The 18,574-nt window shown below is 58.6% G+C and carries 17 protein-coding genes and 1 pseudogene; 5 read left to right on the forward strand and 13 right to left on the reverse strand.

Annotated elements, in window-relative coordinates:
* Positions 1-269: 269 nt before the first annotated feature.
* The 3 genes and pseudogenes from KDX37_RS26050 to lgt all read right to left on the reverse strand — a co-directional run bounded on the left by KDX37_RS26050 (position 270) and on the right by lgt (position 3,177).
* The gene (locus KDX37_RS26050; RefSeq protein ID WP_231656057.1) at positions 270-1,517 is read right to left on the reverse strand and encodes a tyrosine-type recombinase/integrase; all 1,248 of its coding nucleotides are present in this window, start codon (positions 1,515-1,517) and stop codon (positions 270-272) included.
* 98 nt (positions 1,518-1,615) lie between these two features.
* Positions 1,616-2,311, reverse strand: a pseudogene (gene thyA, locus KDX37_RS26055) (thymidylate synthase); the annotation flags it as partial.
* Between the two features lie 53 nt (positions 2,312-2,364).
* Positions 2,365-3,177: a prolipoprotein diacylglyceryl transferase gene (lgt, locus tag KDX37_RS26060; RefSeq protein WP_231656059.1), complete on the reverse strand. Its 813-nt coding sequence runs from the start codon at positions 3,175-3,177 to the stop codon at positions 2,365-2,367.
* 127 nt (positions 3,178-3,304) lie between these two features.
* On the opposite strand from lgt, the gene KDX37_RS26065 reads away from it, so the two are divergent.
* Complete coding sequence (locus KDX37_RS26065; protein WP_231656061.1) at positions 3,305-4,051, forward strand: NRDE family protein; 747 nt, start codon at positions 3,305-3,307, stop codon at positions 4,049-4,051.
* A 51-nt stretch (positions 4,052-4,102) separates the two neighbouring features.
* Here KDX37_RS26065 and ptsP read toward each other — a convergent pair whose 3' ends face one another.
* Both ptsP and KDX37_RS26075 read right to left on the reverse strand, forming a co-directional pair.
* Positions 4,103-6,382: a phosphoenolpyruvate--protein phosphotransferase gene (gene ptsP, locus KDX37_RS26070; protein WP_231656063.1), complete on the reverse strand. Its 2,280-nt coding sequence runs from the start codon at positions 6,380-6,382 to the stop codon at positions 4,103-4,105.
* A 21-nt stretch (positions 6,383-6,403) separates the two neighbouring features.
* On the reverse strand, positions 6,404-6,883 hold the full coding sequence (locus KDX37_RS26075; RefSeq protein ID WP_025262356.1) for an RNA pyrophosphohydrolase: 480 nt from the start codon (positions 6,881-6,883) through the stop codon (positions 6,404-6,406).
* 142 nt (positions 6,884-7,025) lie between these two features.
* On the opposite strand from KDX37_RS26075, the gene KDX37_RS26080 reads away from it, so the two are divergent.
* Positions 7,026-7,682 carry a histidinol-phosphatase gene (locus KDX37_RS26080; RefSeq protein ID WP_231656065.1) on the forward strand — a complete coding sequence of 219 codons (657 nt, stop codon included), beginning with the start codon at positions 7,026-7,028 and terminating at the stop codon, positions 7,680-7,682.
* A 12-nt stretch (positions 7,683-7,694) separates the two neighbouring features.
* Here the strand turns inward: KDX37_RS26080 and KDX37_RS26085 are convergent, their stop codons facing one another.
* Positions 7,695-8,123: a DUF2269 family protein gene (locus KDX37_RS26085; protein ID WP_231656067.1), complete on the reverse strand. Its 429-nt coding sequence runs from the start codon at positions 8,121-8,123 to the stop codon at positions 7,695-7,697.
* Positions 8,124-8,302: 179 nt separating this feature from the next.
* Positions 8,303-9,817, reverse strand: coding sequence for a threonine ammonia-lyase, biosynthetic (gene ilvA, locus KDX37_RS26090; RefSeq protein WP_231656069.1), 1,515 nt, complete (start codon positions 9,815-9,817; stop codon positions 8,303-8,305).
* A 145-nt stretch (positions 9,818-9,962) separates the two neighbouring features.
* On the opposite strand from ilvA, the gene rpiA reads away from it, so the two are divergent.
* A complete protein-coding gene (gene rpiA / locus KDX37_RS26095; RefSeq protein WP_231656071.1) occupies positions 9,963-10,634 on the forward strand; it encodes a ribose-5-phosphate isomerase RpiA in 672 nt (223 codons plus the stop codon).
* A gap of 45 nt (positions 10,635-10,679) precedes the next feature.
* Here rpiA and KDX37_RS26100 read toward each other — a convergent pair whose 3' ends face one another.
* From KDX37_RS26100 to KDX37_RS26115, 4 genes are all read right to left on the reverse strand, one after another.
* On the reverse strand, positions 10,680-11,585 hold the full coding sequence (locus tag KDX37_RS26100) for an SdiA-regulated domain-containing protein (protein WP_231656073.1): 906 nt from the start codon (positions 11,583-11,585) through the stop codon (positions 10,680-10,682).
* 104 nt (positions 11,586-11,689) lie between these two features.
* A complete protein-coding gene (locus tag KDX37_RS26105; protein ID WP_231656074.1) occupies positions 11,690-12,622 on the reverse strand; it encodes an SdiA-regulated domain-containing protein in 933 nt (310 codons plus the stop codon).
* 178 nt (positions 12,623-12,800) lie between these two features.
* Positions 12,801-13,466, reverse strand: coding sequence for a fumarylacetoacetate hydrolase family protein (locus KDX37_RS26110; protein ID WP_231656076.1), 666 nt, complete (start codon positions 13,464-13,466; stop codon positions 12,801-12,803).
* Positions 13,467-13,526: 60 nt separating this feature from the next.
* Positions 13,527-14,921: an FAD-binding oxidoreductase gene (locus KDX37_RS26115; RefSeq protein ID WP_231656077.1), complete on the reverse strand. Its 1,395-nt coding sequence runs from the start codon at positions 14,919-14,921 to the stop codon at positions 13,527-13,529.
* A gap of 161 nt (positions 14,922-15,082) precedes the next feature.
* Here KDX37_RS26115 and serA point away from each other — a divergent pair, with 161 nt between their 5' ends.
* On the forward strand, positions 15,083-16,312 hold the full coding sequence (gene serA / locus KDX37_RS26120) for a phosphoglycerate dehydrogenase (protein ID WP_231656079.1): 1,230 nt from the start codon (positions 15,083-15,085) through the stop codon (positions 16,310-16,312).
* Positions 16,313-16,438: 126 nt separating this feature from the next.
* Here the strand turns inward: serA and KDX37_RS26125 are convergent, their stop codons facing one another.
* Together KDX37_RS26125 and KDX37_RS26130 are read right to left on the reverse strand one after the other, a co-directional pair.
* Positions 16,439-16,876: a DUF4399 domain-containing protein gene (locus tag KDX37_RS26125; RefSeq protein WP_231656081.1), complete on the reverse strand. Its 438-nt coding sequence runs from the start codon at positions 16,874-16,876 to the stop codon at positions 16,439-16,441.
* 144 nt (positions 16,877-17,020) lie between these two features.
* Positions 17,021-17,656 carry a 2OG-Fe(II) oxygenase gene (locus KDX37_RS26130; protein ID WP_231656107.1) on the reverse strand — a complete coding sequence of 212 codons (636 nt, stop codon included), beginning with the start codon at positions 17,654-17,656 and terminating at the stop codon, positions 17,021-17,023.
* 141 nt (positions 17,657-17,797) lie between these two features.
* Here KDX37_RS26130 and KDX37_RS26135 point away from each other — a divergent pair, with 141 nt between their 5' ends.
* Positions 17,798-18,559, forward strand: a complete 762-nt coding sequence (locus tag KDX37_RS26135) for a DUF2059 domain-containing protein (RefSeq protein ID WP_231656083.1) — start codon at positions 17,798-17,800, stop codon at positions 18,557-18,559.
* Positions 18,560-18,574: the final 15 nt, after the last annotated feature.

The raw sequence follows: 18,574 nt of genomic DNA on the forward strand, positions 1-18,574 counted from the left end.
ACAACGAGCAGCATCCGCACAGCGCTTTGAAATACCGTTCGCCGAGGGAGTTCAGGCGCTTGGCAGTCGGATTAATTTAACGGGGAGTTGGTGTCCGGTCTTGTAGGGGCGAGTCCAGCTGAGGTGGGTCTGCTCAATGACGTAGTTAGGGGCTACGGCCAAGTCCTCTCCCCTGCTGAGGCATACCCTAAGCAACGATTCACGATCATCAGTGACGCGGGCCACAAACGATTCAATGACAGCATCTACCTGAGCGCTAGTCAGCCGACTCATTTCATATCTCCCGCATCAATTTTCAGGCGCGTCTGTTGGGAAAGCTCGGCCATCTCGCCTGCTTTCGTCTTGGTTTCAGTTCCGGGGCGTACGAGCTTCTGATAAAGGTCGTACGGGATCTGGGTATAGACTTCCGACGTCTTAAGCAGCGAGTGACCCAGCGTCTTTTGCACGACCACTAACCGATCAAGGTAATCGCTACCAATATCTGGCGTCCTCAAAAGGGCATAGGCGTTTCCGTGCCTCAACTTGTGGGGAGAGATCATCCTGTCGATTTTCAGCAGGTTAAGCGCTCGCTTAGACGTGCGCTCCAAGAGCTTGGAGATCGAACGAGAGGTGTATTCGCCGCCTTTTGCGTTAAGGAAGGCAGGGGTGTTCTCAACGCCCTTGAACTGCCGCTTACACATCTTGTAAAGCGGCGAGGCATGGTATTTCTTGATGCGTAGCAATGTGGCGCGGCTGACCAACGTCTGACGCGGTTTAAAGGAGTCCGCAGGGCCTTTGCTTCCATCAATGTGCAGCGGGCAGTAGTCCGCATTCACCGGTTCTGTGACACCAGGCGAGATGAACAATGTGTCCTGGAATCGAAGGGCATCATCGATGGCATTGAGGGTAACTCGCGGGACTTCTGAGCGGCGCAGGCCTGCGTCGTAAATGAACTGGAGCAAGCAACGCTCACGCTCACTCTGAGTGGCCAGGATGAGCTCTCTGAGATCATTCAGGGAACAGGCCACTACCAAGTTCTTGTTGGGACGGGGGGATAGGTACCCTGCAGTGTAGGGGTTAGGTGCGGTACGAGGCGCGGGGGCGTCATCCACTCCCCGGCACAGCGAATCATTAAAAAACGCCATCAAAGACGAATCTCGGTTGCGCACCGTCTTCTTGGAAAGCTCGTCTTCCTCGCGCAGGTGAGCGAAGTACTCCTCAATAACATGGGTACGGATTTCCAAAAACGCTGAGTCACGCTCGCAATCTTGAAACTCACGGCGGTTCATCAGGTACTCGCAGGTGTACCCAAGGTTGCGACCATAGGTGATGGCCGTCTGCTGGGAAATCTGGGCGGTCTGGAGCGCATGGGATAGGTAACCCGACATCAAAGGCATCAGGCGCTCATCGTCATCAAAGACGGCTGCCCCCGTTACTTTCACGGCTTCATGGATTTGGGGTTCTTCGGATGAGTCGTCCCGTCTGGTTGGGGACTCACTGAAATCTAGGGGTTTGCCCCTAACTGCGATGACTTTCAAGCTCTTCACTCTCCTCGAAGCGGCCCGTACTATACACAATGTGCAATAGGATATAGGGCACAATAAACGAGCTTGGAAGGAGAAGGATATTACGCAGCTATTGCGTACTGTGCAGTTTCTTGAGTGGGGTATAAAAGGCCCAGATCGTTGGAGCGAATGTACAGCGTCAACGAGATTTCACGGGTTTGCGGGTTCGGGTGCAGTTGATACAGCAGGTGACACGGTGGCAAAGCCATCTCGTCGAGCTGCGCGCAGTTCCAGCCGTGAAACAGAATACGGCGGCTGCCTGGATCGTTGATGATGGTGTCGACGCACTGGCGGATCTGATCGATGGCCTTGTACAGCACCACAAACGACTGGCCGTCCTCTTCGGATTCGGCAATCTGGCGATATCCCTGGCTGATCGCTAGCTCAATCGCCGCCACATTGCTGGCGTCGATCCGCTTGTAAGCGGGCCATTTGCGCCATTGCACGCCGTAGATCTCGCCGAGGTCATCTTCGCGCTTGCGGAACGGGTTGTTCAGCCACTGGGCGTTTTCGTTGGCGTTCTGGTCCCAGACCTTGCAGCCCAGCTCGCGGAATTCGGCCGCATTGCTAACGCCACGCAGAAAGCCGACCATCTCGCCGATCGCCGACTTGAACGCCATGCGTCGCGTGGTGATGGCCGGAAAGCCTTCCTGCAAGTCATAACGCAGCATCGCACCCGGAAAGCTGATGGTATTCACGCCAGTACGGTTGGATTGCAAGGTCCCGTGCTTGATCACGTGAGCGACCAATTCCAGATATTGCTTCATAAATCACCTGCATTTGTTGAACGCGCCGGGTGCTGTCACCCGGCGTTTCGGTATTAAACCGCTGCCTTGGTGGCAGCCGGGGCACGCTTGTAGGCCAGCCAGATGAGGCCCAGACCCGCGATGATCATCGGCAGGCTCAGAATCTGCCCCATGGTCACCCAGCCCCACGCCAGATAGCCCAGTTGTGCATCCGGGACGCGGACGAACTCGACGATAAAGCGGAAGATGCCATAGAACAGCGCGAACATGCCCGACACAGCCATGGTTGGACGGGGCTTGCGTGCGTAGATATTGAGGATGATGAACAACGCGACGCCTTCGAGCGCAAACTGATACAGCTGCGACGGGTGACGCGCCAACTGCGCAGGGTCACTGAACGGCGGGAAGACCATGGCCCACGGCACGTCGGTGGGCTTGCCCCACAGTTCGGCGTTGATGAAGTTGCCGATACGGCCTGCACCCAGACCGATCGGCACCAGCGGCGCAACAAAGTCCATCAGCTCGAAGAAGCTCTTGCCGTTGCGTCGGCCAAACCACCAGGCTGCGACCATCACGCCGACAAAGCCGCCGTGGAACGCCATGCCGCCCTTCCAGACCTCGAAGATCAGCAGCGGGTTGGCGATGTACGCCGACAGATCGTAGAACAACACATAACCCAGCCGCCCACCGACGATCACGCCCATGGCCAGCCAGAAAATCAGGTCGGAAAGCTTTTCCTTGGTCCAGGTCGGGTCGAACCGGTTCAGTCGACGGGACGCCAGTAGCCACGCGCCACCGATACCGACCAGGTACATCAACCCGTACCAGTGAATTTGCAGCGGGCCGATAGCAACGGCTACCGGGTCAATCTGCGGGTAAGGCAGCATTGCGACTCCTCAATGGGGAACGCCCTCGCAGGCGATTGAATCAGGCGGGCATGTTACCGGAGCCCGGCTTGATGCTCTAGCAGCGACCGATGGAAGCTGCGTACAGTGGCGAAAAAAGGAGCACTGCATGTGTCTGATCGTTTTTGCCTGGCGCCCCGGCCATAGGCTACCGCTTATTGTGGCGGCCAATCGTGACGAATTTTACGCGCGCCCTACCCAGGCGCTTGAACAGTGGGAGCACGCCCCCGGCGTCTTTGCAGGACGTGACCTGGAAGCAGGCGGCACCTGGATGGGCGTAGGTCCGCAAGGTCGCTTTGCTGCGGTGACCAATATTCGTGACCCTGGCCAACCGACCGGACGGCGCTCACGGGGCGAGCTGGTCGCGAAATTTCTAGCTGGCGAGCAATCGGTTGAGGACTATCTGACGGATATTGCCGGACGCGCACAGGAATACACCGGCTTCAACCTGCTGGCAGGCGACGCCGAGCGGCTGTTTTACCTGAGCTCGATCGACCCGATACCGCAACTGCTGGGGGACGGCGTCTACGGGCTGTCCAATGCCGGGTTGAATACTCCTTGGCCAAAGCTGCTTAAAACTCGATCCGCCTTGATCGCACAGTTGGAGAACCCACAACCCGCAGCGCTACTGACAATGCTGAACGACGCCGAGCGCCCACCCGAAGCCGAGCTGCCCGATACAGGCGTCGGGCTGGCAACCGAAGCGCTGCTGTCCAGCGCATTCATTGCCAGCCCCCATTACGGCACGCGCGCCAGCACCGTGCTGATTGTCCAGGCCGACGGCGCTCGGCAGATGATCGAACACAGCTTCGGGCCCTGCGGCGCCAGGTTGAGGGAAGTGGAATTGAAGATATAGAGCGAAGCGTACAAAAGGCGCGCAGACACGGGCTGTCTGCGCGCTGGAGGATCAGTGGCCCTTGACCGAGCCAGGATTGATCATTCGCGACAGCCCCAGGTTCTTCAGCGCCAGTTGCAGCGAGCTGCTGATGACTTGCGGATTGTCGTTGGTCATGAGCTGAGCCAACAGCTCCTTGGCCTTGCTCAGGTTGATCTGGCGCAGCATCCACTTCACTTTTGGCAAGTTGGTGGCGTTCATGGAAAGGCTGTCGAAGCCCATCGCCATCAACAATACCGCCGCTGCCGGGTCGCCTGCCATTTCACCGCAGATACTGACCGGTTTGCCCTCGGCGTGCGCATCGCGTACCACACTCTGCAACGCCTGAAGCACCGCAGGGTGAAGGTAATCGTAGAGATCGGCAACGCGAGGGTTGTTACGGTCCACCGCCAGCAGGTACTGCGTCAGGTCGTTGGAGCCCACTGACAGAAAGTCCACCTGACGCGCCAGATCACGCGTCTGATAGACCGCCGCAGGCACTTCGATCATGACGCCGACCGGTGGCATTGGCACATCGGTGCCCTCGTCGCGCACTTCACCCCAGGCACGGTGAATGAGGTGCAAGGCCTCTTCCACTTCATGGGTGCTGGAGATCATCGGCAACAGAATACGCAGGTTGTTCAGGCCTTCGCTGGCCTTGAGCATCGCGCGGGTCTGAACCAGGAAGATCTCCGGATGATCGAGGGTGACGCGAATACCGCGCCAGCCCAGAAACGGGTTGTCTTCCTTGATCGGGAAGTAGGACAGCGACTTGTCGCCGCCGATGTCCAGGCTGCGCATGGTCACCGGCAGCGGGTGGAACGCGGCCAGCTGCTCACGATAGATTGCCAGCTGTTCCTTTTCGCTCGGGAAGCGCTGGTTGATCATGAACGGTACTTCGGTGCGGTACAGGCCAACGCCCTCGGCGCCACGCTGCTGGGCACGCGCCACATCAGCCAGCAAACCCGTGTTGACCCACAGCGGCATGCGGTGCCCGTCCAGGGTCACGCACGGCAGCTCACGCAATGCATCGAGGCCCTGGGACAGCTGGCGCTCTTCCTCGACGACCTTGCCAAACTGCTTGCGCATGATGTCGCTGGGGTTGGTGAAAACCTCACCGTGGTAGCCATCGACGATCAGATCGATGCCATCCACCTTGGAGTACGGGAAGTCCACCAGGCCCATGACCGTGGGAATACCCATGGCTCGCGCCAGAATCGCTACGTGGGAGTTACCGGACCCCTGAACCGAGACCAGACCGACCAGCTTGCCTTCCGGCACTTCACCGAGCATGGCTGGTGTCAGCTCTTCACTGACCAGAATGCTGTTGTCGGGATACACCAGCGTCTGTTGTCGCGCTTCCTGAAGGTAGGCCAGCAGGCGACGACCGAGGTCTTTGACGTCGGACGCCCGTTCGCGCAGGTAGGCGTCGTCCATCAGTTCGAAGCGTTTTACGTGTTCATTGACCACCGAGCGCAAGGCGCCCTGCGCCCACTGGCCGGTCTTGATGACGTCGGTCACTTCGCTGCCCAGCGAAGCGTCATCGAGCATCATCAGATAAACGTCGAACAATGCACGTTCTTCAGGACGCAATTGCGTCGCCAGCTTGGCAGACAGGGTACGCATGTCATTGCGCACGCCTTCCAGCGCGTTCTGGAAGAGGGCCAGTTCGGCGGCAATGTCAGTAACGGCCTTGTCCGGTACCACTTCGAGGTCGGCGGGCGGCAGCATGACCACCGCGACACCGACCGCCGCACCCGGCGAGCCCGCCACGCCGACGAATTTCGCTTCCTGAATACCTTTGCCCTGGCGACCCAGACCGCGGATCGAGCCGGTGGCTTCGGCGTGGGCAATAACGCCCGCCAGTTGCGCACTCATCGTTACGAGGAAAGCTTCTTCCCCTTCGTCGAACTGACGACGCTCCTTTTGCTGGATGACCAACACACCGACCACACGACGGTGGTGAATGATTGGTGCACCAAGGAACGAGGCATAACGCTCTTCGCCGGTTTCGGCAAAGTAGCGATAACGAGGGTGATCAGCGGCGTTTTCGAGGTTGAGAGGTTCTTCGCGTGTACCGACCAGGCCGACCAGACCTTCATTCGGCGCCATGCTGACTTTGCCGATGGAACGCTTGTTGAGGCCTTCCGAAGCCATCAACACGAAACGGTTGGCTTCAGCATCGAGAAGGTAGACCGAGCAGACCTGGCTCCCCATGGCCTCCTTTACACGTAGCACAATAATGCCCAACGCCGCCTTGAGATCCTTGGCGGAGTTAACTTCCTGGACGATCTTGCGCAGCGTATTGAGCATGGCTCGGGGTCGAACTCCGTGTCAGTCGCGCGATAACAGGCGCGGGGCAAGCTCTTTGAGTGCGCGTCGATACACCTCGCGCTTGAATGTCACCACTTGGCCTAACGGATACCAATAACTGACCCAGCGCCAGCCATCGAACTCCGGTTTACCGGTCAAATCCATCCGCACCCGCTGCTCGTTGGAGATCAGGCGCAGGAGAAACCATTTCTGCTTTTGGCCGATACACAGCGGTTGGCTATGAGTGCGGACCAGTCGTTGCGGCAGACGATAGCGCAACCAGCCCCTTGTGCAGGCAAGTATTTGCACATCCTGTCGCTCAAGCCCGACTTCTTCATTCAACTCACGATAAAGCGCGTCTTCCGGCGTCTCCTGCGGGTTGATACCGCCCTGAGGAAACTGCCAGGCATCCTGGTTGATACGGCGAGCCCATAGGACCTGACCAGCATCGTTTGTCAGAATAATCCCGACATTAGGACGGAAACCATCGGGGTCGATCACGGCAACAACCTCGCAAACGCATGTCGCCGCATTGTTCCACAAAGGCGATCAAACCAGCAACGAGGCTTATCACCTTATGTGAAGACTTGTGAAAACCTCGTATTCTGGGGCTCTTTTTTCAGCTATTTCAGCGAGTAACCGTATGCGCCTGGCTTTATTCGACCTCGATAACACCCTTCTGGGCGGCGACAGCGATCACGCCTGGGGCGATTACCTGTGCCGTCGCGGCATTCTCGATACTGCGACCTACAAGACGCGCAACGACGAGTTCTATCAGGATTATCTGGCCGGCACGTTAAACATGACCGACTACCTGAACTTCACTCTGGAGATTCTCGGCAGTACCAAGATGAGCCAACTGGCGCAATGGCACGACGAATTCATGCGTGACTGCATCGAACCGATCATGTTGCCCAAGGCTCTGGAGCTGATTGCCAAACACCGTGAGGCAGGCGACAAGCTGGTGGTGATCACCGCGACCAACCGCTTCGTGACAGCGCCTATCGTGGCCCGCCTGGGGATTGAAACGCTGCTGGCAACCGAATGCGAGATGGTTGACGGGCGCTACACTGGCCGCACCACTGGCATCCCGTGCTTTCGTGAAGGCAAGGTGACGCGGCTCAACCTGTGGCTGGAAGAAAACGCGTACAGCCTTGAAGACAGCTACTTTTACAGCGACTCGATGAATGACCTGCCCCTGCTGGAGCAGGTCACCCACCCTGTTGCGGTCGATCCCGACCCGACCTTGCGCGCAGAAGCCGAGAAGCGCGGCTGGCCGGTCATCACGCTGCGCAGTTGATCGCACCTGCAATCACGCCGGCTTGAAGCCCATCAAACCGGCAATCACCACAAAACACACCCCGCTGATGACCGCCAACGCCACGGTGAATCCTCGGCTACGGGCGGCAACACCCGAACGCACACGGTTCAGACGCACCACCAGCCAGACCCAACTGAACAACCCAAGCGTATAAAGCAGGCTGCTGCCCAGCACCCATGTCTGACCAAGCGACAGCCCCACGAGATGCACCAGCCACCAGCCAGTAAACGGCAGAATCGCCAGACAGACGGCCATCGCGATCCAGAAAAACAGCAACGGCCGCTTCAGCAAACGGTTCTGAATGGTCGCATCGCCTTCAAGACGAACCTTCACGACCCCACTGACAAGCACCAGCCCGCTGAACAACAGCAGCGTCATGGCAACGATGTGCAGGGTTTTGAGGGCAGTGAGGGATTCCATCGGGGGGTATTCCTGTCGAGTCGAGGCGTGTTGAGTCTAGCAGCAGGGTGAGGCTATCCGTCAGTCTTCGCGAGCAAACGGAGGGCCGCCCGGCTCGTACCCACCCTGCTGCAACTTCAACTGCTCGCGAAGAGGTCGGTATAGTCGACACATCGGTTCAAGATGCACCGCCCGTTCTCTCAGCCGAGAAACAGCCGGTACGCCGGGTTTTCGCTTTCGTCCCAGTACGGATAGCCGATTTCACTCAGGGCCTGGCCAACCAGATGTCGCTCATCCTCGGGCACCACCAGCCCGGCGACCACGCGGCCATCGGCTGCGCCGTGGTTGCGGTAATGGAACATCGAGATGGTCCAGCGTCCGCCCAGGCGGTTGAGGAAGTTGAACAGCGCGCCCGGGCGCTCCGGAAACTCGAAGCGCAGCACCACTTCATCGCTGACCCGCTCTGCATGCCCGCCGACCATGTGACGGATGTGCAGCTTGGCCAGCTCGTTGTCGGTCAGGTCCAGCACCGGGAAGCCCTGCTCGGTCAGGCTGGCGATCAACGCACTGCGCGGGTCGTTCTCGGGGTGGGTCTGCACACCCACGAAGATGTGCGCTTCGCGGTCGGTGTGGTAGCGGTAATTGAATTCGGTGATCTGCCGCTTGCCGATCGCCTCGCAGAAGGCTTTGAAGCTGCCCGGCTGCTCCGGAATGGTCACGGCAATGATCGCTTCGCGGCCTTCGCCCAGCTCGGCGCGTTCTGCCACATGGCGCAGACGGTCGAAGTTGACGTTGGCGCCTGAGTCGATCGCCACCAGGGTCTGGCCCGTGATGCCGCGCTGCTCGACGTACTTCTTGATCCCCGCCACACCCAGCGCGCCCGACGGCTCGGTGATAGAACGCGTGTCGTCGTAGATGTCCTTGATTGCCGCGCAGATCTCATCGGTGCTGACGGTTATCACTTCGTCCACGTAATGCCGGCAGACTTCGAAGGTGTGGTAGCCGATCTGCGCTACCGCCACGCCGTCAGCGAACAGGCCCACCTGGCTGAGCACCACGCGCTCACCCGCCGCCATCGCCGCTTGCAGACAGTTTGAATCATCCGGCTCGACGCCGATCACCTTGATCTCCGGACGCAGGTATTTGACGTACGCCGCAATGCCTGCAATGAGGCCACCGCCACCAACCGGCACGAAGATCGCGTCCAGTTGCCCGGGCTGCTGACGAAGAATCTCCATCGCCACCGTGCCTTGGCCGGCAATGGTGTCTGGGTCATCGTAAGGGTGGATATAAACGAAGCCTTGCTCGTCGACCAGTTTCAGCGAGTAGGCCAGTGCCTCGGGGAAGGAGTCGCCATGCAGGACCACTGTGGCGCCGCGCGAACGCACGCCTTCGACCTTGATTTCAGGTGTGGTGCGCGGCATGACGATGGTCGCCAGAATCCCCAGCTCGCGTGCCGCAAGGGCCAGCCCCTGGGCGTGGTTGCCTGCCGAAGCAGTGACCACGCCGCGTGCGGCCTCTTCGGCGGTCAATTGAGCCAGCTTGTTGTACGCGCCGCGAATCTTGAACGAGAACACCGGCTGCAAGTCTTCGCGCTTGAGCAGTACCTGGTTGCCCAGCCGCTCTGACAGCTGACGAGCACCGTGCAGCGGCGTTTCGACAGCGACGTCGTAGACGCGGGAGGTGAGGATTTTCTTGACGTATTGTTCAAGCATCGGGACGACATCACTGGCGAAAAGGACAGGATCGGCAAGTCTACCCCGCGACCCGAGGCAGGACCACACGAATGACGGGGCTTTGCGGCGCAGTCGCCGCTATAATGCTGGCCCTTTTGCATACCTCTGGCACCGTGGAGCCCGCATGACCCAGGATCAACTCAAACAGGCAGTCGCTCAAGCCGCTGTCGACTTCATCCTTCCAAAGCTCGACGACAAGAGCATCGTAGGTGTCGGAACAGGCTCCACAGCCAATTGCTTCATTGATGCGCTGGCCAGGCACAAAGCGGCTTTCGACGGCGCTGTCGCCAGCTCCGAAGCCACTGCCGCGCGCCTCAAGGGCCATGGCATTCCGGTGTATGAGCTGAACACGGTCAGCGATCTGGAGTTTTACATCGACGGTGCCGACGAGAGTGACGAGCACCTGAACCTGATCAAGGGCGGCGGCGCAGCCCTGACCCGCGAAAAGATCGTCGCGGCGGTGGCAAAGACCTTTATCTGCATCGCCGACGGCAGCAAGCTGGTGCCCGTGCTGGGTGCTTTCCCGCTGCCGGTCGAGGTGATACCGATGGCCCGCAGCCACGTTGCTCGTCAACTGGTCAAGCTGGGCGGCGATCCGGTCTACCGTGAAGGCGTGCTGACCGACAACGGCAACATCATCCTCGACGTGCACAACATGAGCATCACCGACCCGGTGACGCTGGAAGCGAGCATCAACGCCATTGTTGGCGTGGTCACCAACGGCCTGTTCGCCGCTCGACCGGCGGACCTGTTGCTGTTGGGTACCGCCGAAGGCGTCAAGACGCTGAAGCGCTGATCATAAGCACCATGCCCGCTCGCCAACGGGCATGGTCGCCGAGTGTCAGGGTTTACGGAATACGTAGAACAGGTTCGGCTCGCTGACCAGATACAACGTCCCGTCGTCATCCATGGCGACCCCTTCCGCCTGCGGCACGCTCTTGCTCAGGCCCATCTGCCCTTTTTTCAGTGAACTGCTGCCAATCGGGCGGCCGTCGGTGTCCAGCTCAAGAATCTGTTTCGATTCGTCCGACAAGGCCAGCAAATGCCCGCTGCCTTGATCGAACTGCAAACTGGACAGGTCACGAACAAACAGACCGGCATCGCGCTTGCTGTCAGAAATCACTTGAAGGTTGTTGGGACCATCGGCATTGGTTTTGGGAAAACCGCGCACCTCAATGATCTGCACCGGATCACGCTCACGCGCCACAAACAGGCGCTCGCCACGACGGTCATAAGCCAGGCCTTCATAGCCCTTGTTGCCGCCCGCATTGAGCCCCAGCGTCAATTGCTCTGCATCGGCCGCATTGAGCGAGCGGGTGCTGTCATCAATATGAACCTTGATAAGCCGTTGCTGGCGCTCATCACTGATCACATAAACGCCAGGACTGATGTATTCGACCGCCTCGGCATCACCGAATCCTGTCAGTGTGATGCGTCGCAGAATGCGGCCGCCGAGACTCAACTCGACCATCTCGGCGTTCTGGTTGGTCACCGTGAACAGGCTTTTGCGATCCGGGTCGTAACTCAGGCCAGATACATCGTCTGCAAGACCGTCGATGACACGCTCTTCGATCACCACACGGTATTGATCCAGGCCAATGGCCTCGCGCGAATCGGACTGCCAGTAGACCTGCCAATTGAAAGAAGCACGCTCCATGAAACGGTATTTCTGGTCAGCGACAATAGCGAGTGCCACCAGCGGGACCAGCAGGACGAGCAAGAGCAAAGAGCGAGTAGAGCGACGCATTTCAGGGACTCGGAGGTTGTGCGGACGGCATTGATACCATGGCAATCTGAAAGCAAGCTTAATGGCACAGTGCTATTTTTAAGCTTCCGTATCATTCAACCGGTTCATTTTTTTCGAAACACGTAAAACAGGTTGGGCTCGCTGACCATGTACAGCGTACCGGCTTCATCCATCGCAACCCCTTCTGCGCGAGGGATCGTGTTTTTCAAGCCGTTAATGCCACCCAGCAGAGTCATGAAACTCACCTGTTCGCCCTGCTCGTCCAGCTCCAGCAGCATGTGCGAGTCGGCAGAAAGCGCCAGGGTATGACCGGTGCGCGGGTCAATGCTCAGCGATGAAAGATTGCGCATGTCGAGCGAGCGGCTCGGCAATTTCTGCTTGTCGCCCTTCAACACGTCGCTGCCGTCGCTCTTCCAGGTGAACAGCGCTGGCGGTCGCTCTTCGCCGAGCAGCAACTGCTGACGAAGCGGATCCCAGGCAATCCCTTCAAAGCCCTTGTTCTGATTCGCGGACTTGCCCAATTCGTATGCCGGGAAATCCGAGAGATTCAACGTGGTGGTTTCTGGCGTGACCTTGACGATCACCAGCTTGTGCTGACGTTCATCAGTGATAGCCATCAGGCCATTGTTCAAAACCGCCACGCCTTCGGGGTTGCTCCAGCCCACCAGCGGGATCTTGCGCAACACATCGCCCTTGAGGGTCAGCTCCACCAGAAACGCATTCTTGCCCATGACAGCAAACAGGGTTTTGGTAGAGGGATCATAGGAAAGGTCGGACGCCTCATCTTTCTCCATTCCGGGCAGTGGCTTGGCGTCGATGTCTACCTGGTAGTCCGGCAGCCAGATGCTGGCATTGCGACCTGCTGTGTTCTCGAAGCTTTCCTGTAACCACAATGCCGCCCGGTCATCCCAGTGCATCGCAAACGCCACGCCGTAACTCAGAACGATGACCAGCAGAAGCCATACGTACCAGCGCAGATTGCGAATGAAGGAAAAACGTTTTCCAGAAGAAGGCAGCGCTTGGGCAGGAGGAGCCATTGAAATGTGTTCCCGAACAAAGATGACGTCGTGGTGGCGTACTGCCCTCAGCGGGCTCGCAGGATTATCCAGAACACGTGTGAAAAAAACGCCAAAGGACCGCGACTATTACCTACCCGACAAACAAAAGCCACCCAGGACGTTGTCCAGGATGGCTTAAGTTGTAAAGCGGTTTCTCTTAACGAACAACGCTCTCGAACGGCGCCTGACCACCCAGTTCCAGAACGATCTGGTCACCAGCTTCAAATGGCCCGACGCCCGCTGGCGTACCGGTCATGATGATGTCACCGGCCTGCAGGGAGAAGTTGGCGGCCATGTGCTGGATCATCGGCACGATCGGGTTGAGCATCAGGCTGCTGTTACCGTCCTGCACGACTTTGCCGTTGATGGTCAGACGGATCCCGATGTCGGTCAGGTCCGGGAAGGTTTCAGCCGGTACGAAAGGCGCGATCACGGCAGCACCGTCGAAACATTTGGCCAGTTCCCAGGGCAAACCTTTCTCACGCAGACGCGACTGCACGTCACGCAGGGTCAGGTCGAGGCCGGGGGCAAAGCCGCTGATGGCGTCGAGCACTTCTTCGCTGGACGGGTTTTTAGTGAGCGGCTTGCCGATCAGCACAACGATTTCGGCTTCGTAATGCACCGAACCGCGGTCTGCAGGAATGGTAAAACCACCTTCCAGCGCAACCACTGCGCTGCCTGGCTTCATGAATATCAGCGGCTCGGTAGGCACCGGGTTACCCAGTTCCTTGGCATGCTCGGCATAGTTGCGCCCGATACAGACCACCTTACCCAGCGGGAAGTGGATGTTCGTTCCATCGACATATTTGTGCTGGTAGCTCATGACGTCTCCTGGGTCAGATAGATGCAGCTTGTTTGTCATTATAAAAGCGCAAAAAGAAGGTCAAACCGCGAAGATTTTCCCCGGGTTCATGATGCCGTTGGGGTCGAACACGGCTTTCATTGCCTTCATGTATTCGATTTCGACCGGGGAGCGACTGTACGTCAGGTAATCGCGCTTGATCATGCCAACGCCGTGCTCGGCAGAAATCGAGCCGTTATACCTCTCCACCGTTTCGAATACCCACTTGTTGACCCTGGCGCACTTGACGAAGAACTCGTCCTTGTCGAGGTGTTCAGGCTTGAGGATGTTCAAGTGCAGGTTGCCGTCGCCGATGTGGCCATACCACAGCACGTCGAAATCCGGGTAATGCTCGGCAACGATGGCGTCGATTTCAGCAAGAAACTCCGGCACTTTCGAGACCGTGACCGAAATATCGTTCTTGTACGGCGTGAAGTGCGAGATGGTTTCCGAGATGTATTCACGCAACTTCCACAGATTGCGCAACTGTTGCTCGCTCTGACTCATCACGCCGTCGAGCACCCAGCCTTGCTCGACGCAATGCTCAAAGGTCGCCAGCGCCTGGTCGGCGAGGTCCTGCGTGGTCGCTTCGAATTCAAGCAGCACGTAAAACGGGCACGGCGTATCGAAAGGCGATGGCACGTCACCGCGCGCCATCACTTTGGCAAACGACTTGTCGGAGAAGAACTCGAAAGCGGTCAGGTCCAGCTTGCCGTGAAATGCATGCAGCACCGGCATGATCGAGTTGAAGTCAGTGGTGCCCAGCACCATGGCGGTCAGGTTGCGGGGCGCGCGATCCAGACGCATGGTCGCCTCGACCACGAAACCCAGCGTGCCTTCGGCACCAATGAACAATTGGCGAAGGTCGTAACCGGTAGCGTTCTTGATCAGGTCCTTGTTCAGTTCCAGCAGGTCGCCTTTGCCCGTGACAACCTTGAGGCCCGCCACCCAGTTACGAGTCATGCCGTACCGGATCACCTTGATACCGCCCGCATTGGTGCCGATGTTGCCGCCGATCTGGCTGGAGCCCGACGAGGCGAAATCCACCGGGTAATACAAGCCGTTCTCTTCAGCCAGCGACTGCAACTGGCGGGTGATCACGCCCGGCTGACACACCACCGTGCGGTCGGTGAGGTTCACTTCCAGCACCTGATTCATGTAATCGAACGACACGACCACTTCGCCATTGGTCGCCACCGCAGCCGCAGAAAGCCCGGTACGCCCGCCCGAAGGAACCAGTGCCACATGGCGTTCGTTGGCCCAGCGCACAATGGCCTGGACCTGCTCGGTGGTTTTGGGAAAGGCAATGGCCAGGGGGGCCGGGGTGAATTGCTTGGTCCAGTCCTTGCCGTAGGTCTCAAGGGACGCTGCGTCGGTCAGCACCTTGCCGGGGTCAACCAGGGTCTTGAGCTCATCAATCAAAGCGGGATGGGTCATGGACTCAACTCTCGAACAATTCATGGGCATCCTGAGAACGGTTCACGTTCAAGAATGGGGTTTCGCGGGGTGCTTATGCTAGCATATGCCCCCCGTGAATCGTGCCTAGAGCCGTTCCGGCCACCCCCTGCCAATTTTCTTCGGGACACAGGTTTACGCAGATGAGCAAGACTTCCCTCGACAAGAGCAAGATCAAGTTCCTTCTTCTCGAAGGCGTCCATCAATCCGCTGTCGACGTCCTCAAGGCAGCCGGCTACACCAGCATCGAGTACCACACCAAATCTCTGCCGGAAGCCGAGCTGAAGGAAAAGATCGCCGATGCCCACTTCATCGGTATCCGCTCCCGTACCCAATTGACTGAAGAACTGTTCGATTGCGCCAAGAAACTGGTCGCAGTGGGCTGCTTCTGCATCGGCACCAACCAGGTCGACCTCAGCGCAGCGCGCGAGCGTGGTATCGCGGTCTTCAACGCGCCGTACTCCAACACGCGTTCCGTGGCTGAACTGGTATTGGCCGAAGCCATTCTGCTGCTGCGCGGCATCCCCGAGAAGAATGCGTCCTGCCACCGTGGCGGCTGGATCAAGAGTGCAGCCAACTCGTTCGAGATCCGCGGCAAAAAGCTGGGCATCGTCGGCTACGGCTCGATCGGCACTCAACTGTCGGTACTGGCTGAAGGCCTGGGCATGCAGGTGTATTTCTACGACACGCTGACCAAACTGCCGCTGGGCAACGCCACGCAAGTGGCCAGCCTGACCGAACTGCTTGGCATGTCCGACATCGTCACCCTGCACGTTCCGGAAACCTCGGAAACCCAGTGGATGATCGGCGAGAAAGAAATCCGCGCGATGAAGAAAGGCAGTATCCTGATCAACGCGGCGCGCGGCACGGTTGTCGAGCTGGACGCGCTGGCTGATGCAATCAAGGACAAGCACCTGATCGGCGCCGCCATCGATGTGTTCCCGGTCGAGCCACGCTCGAACGACGACATCTTCGAAAGCCCGCTGCGTGGCCTGGACAACGTGATCCTGACCCCGCACATCGGCGGTTCCACTGCAGAAGCACAGGCCAACATCGGTCTGGAAGTTGCTGAAAAGCTGGTCAAGTACAGCGACAACGGCACATCGGTGTCGTCGGTGAACTTCCCGGAAGTGGCCCTGCCCGCTCACCCTGGCAAGCACCGTCTGCTGCACATCCACGAAAACATCCCGGGCGTGCTCAGCGAGATCAACAAGGTATTCGCCGAGAACGGTATCAACATCTCCGGTCAGTTTCTGCAGACCAACGAGAAAGTCGGTTACGTTGTGATCGACGTCGACGCCGAATACTCGGACCTGGCCCAGGAAAAACTGCAGCACATCAAAGGCACCATCCGCAGTCGCGTGCTGTTCTGATCGCAGGCCGGCATTAAAAAGGAGACCTTCGGGTCTCCTTTTTTGTGGGCGCTCCGCAGTCCTCTCGCGTGACCTGGCAACGGGCGCTGCTACACAGCCCACCGCGGGTGGAAAGAAGCCGGATCGCTACTTCACATTAATGGTGATTTTTCTCGATTCAACCGGTGGATTGGTAGGGATGTGGCTTTTGTCGCCTACCAGCAATTGCAGAGTGTGCTGGCCTGGCGGCAGGTTGAGTTCGGTCTCTGTCTGGCCTTTGCCGAAATGGCGGATGTGGTCAGTCATGGGCAGCGGCGCATCCATCGCGGGCTGGTCCTTGACGTCGATGAGCAGATGGTGATGCCCGGTATCGGGGACGTCGACGCCCGCTGGCGCTACGCCCATGCCCTTCATGCCGAATTGCACCGTGAACGGTGAGGTCACGGTTTCGCCATCCTTGGGCGAGATGATGTAGACCTCTGCACCTTCGGGTGATGCTGTGCGCGGTATGTCCGCTGCACTGACCAGCATCGAGGTACTCAGTAACAGGCTGGCGACGATCGCTCCAGAAAATAGGGACTTCATGACTGCTCCAGGCTCAGTTGAGGTAAGCGCACGCTTCAGGCCTGAAGTTTTGAGCGCCTGGGTGCGTGGTCACGATAGCTCGCCACCGGGGTCAATGGCTGCCTGCGTTCATGAAACTGTTTTCATGAAGACTCGAGCAAAAGCTCACTGAAACAGTTCATTGCCCCGACGCCGAAACCAGCCGGTCAATGAAAGCCGGTCACGATTGGCAGGCATGACTTCATGTTCGATTTCGCCCGACAGAAACACCACCAGGCATCCGCCGGTGGGTTGTACGTCGTAAGCGACATCGTTCTTGAGGTACATGCGCAACTGACCACCATGCTCGGGCAGCCAGGCCTGATTGAGGTACAGCACAGCAGACACCATGCGCTTGTCGTCATCGCGAAAGCGGTCTACATGCTTGAGGTAAAAAGCACCTGGCGGATAGAGGGCGAAATGACTTTCGTAGTCCTCAAGACCCAGAAACAAGCCGCGATTGAGGGCCTGTCGCAGGCTGTCCATCAGCTCCAGATAACTGTCACAGCACAAAGCCTGCCCCGCTTCCAGCCACTGAATATGGTCACCGCGGATACCTTCGCGAACCTCCTGAGCAGGCCCGCGCCCGACACCCGCAGGCTCCAGCTCGCCTTCGGCGGCACGCTTGCGGCACTCTTGCGCCAGCTCAAGGGTCAGAGCTTCGGGCAGGAAAATATTCTGCTGCGACCAACCGTTGGCAGCCAGGTCGTCGACGATTCGTAGCAGCAGCGGGTGATCGGAAGGTATGCGCATGGCGCGCATAGTATCCATAAGCCTTCAAATCCGACAGCGGCACGTATGCGCGGCGCCATGTGCTGCAGTTTTCATCCGGGAAGAACAGTCATAACTCGACATATCCACGGTAATACCCGGAGAATAGCAACCTGCCGACAGGAGTCCCTAATGCGTCGTTTGTTGTTTGTTTGGTTGTTAATGTTGTGCACGACGCCCGCCTGGGCGGACGGCTACGATCAGTTGTACAAGGCTGCTGGCTGGCCGGATCAACGGGCTCATTTCAACGACGCTCTAAAGGCTGCGCAGCAACGCTATCGCGATAACCTGCCGCCTGCCGTTTTTCAGGCGCTGGTCAACAACAGCAACCAGCGTTTTGCTCCGCAGGCCATGGATCAGCGCGCCGCCAGGCGTTTGCGCGAAAGCCTCAAGGATCCCAACCCGTCGCTGCAGTTTTTCCAGTCGCCACTGGGCCGCAAGATCGTCAATGCCGAACTCACCGCGACACGCGCCGATCAATTGGCGCAGCACGCTGACGGGCTGCCTCACATTGAAGCCGATGCCACGCGCCAGTTGCTGATCGGGCACCTGGCGCAGGCGCTGCCGGCCAAACAGGCAGGTGCCGAAGTGAGCCTTGCGATTGCAGGCGTCGCAGCCGACAGCCTGAGCCAGATGATCCCTGGTCTGCTGGGTGGCGGTCAGGCGCAAGGCATGCTCGAAGGCCAACGCGAGCGGTTGATGGCGCAAATCAGCGCGGACCTCAACAACACATTGCTGTACGTCTACCGCGATCTGTCCGACCCGGAACTGGAAGAGTTCTCGACTTTTGCCGAGTCGCCAGAAGGGAAAGCCTACTATCAGGCTGCACTTGCCGCGATTCGTGCAGGGCTGGCGGTTGGGCAAAGCGCATCGAGTCTTGCACCCACTCAATAGCATCAAGGAAGAGCT

This window comes from Pseudomonas californiensis, assembly GCF_021147775.1.
Classification (GTDB): domain Bacteria; phylum Pseudomonadota; class Gammaproteobacteria; order Pseudomonadales; family Pseudomonadaceae; genus Aquipseudomonas; species Aquipseudomonas californiensis.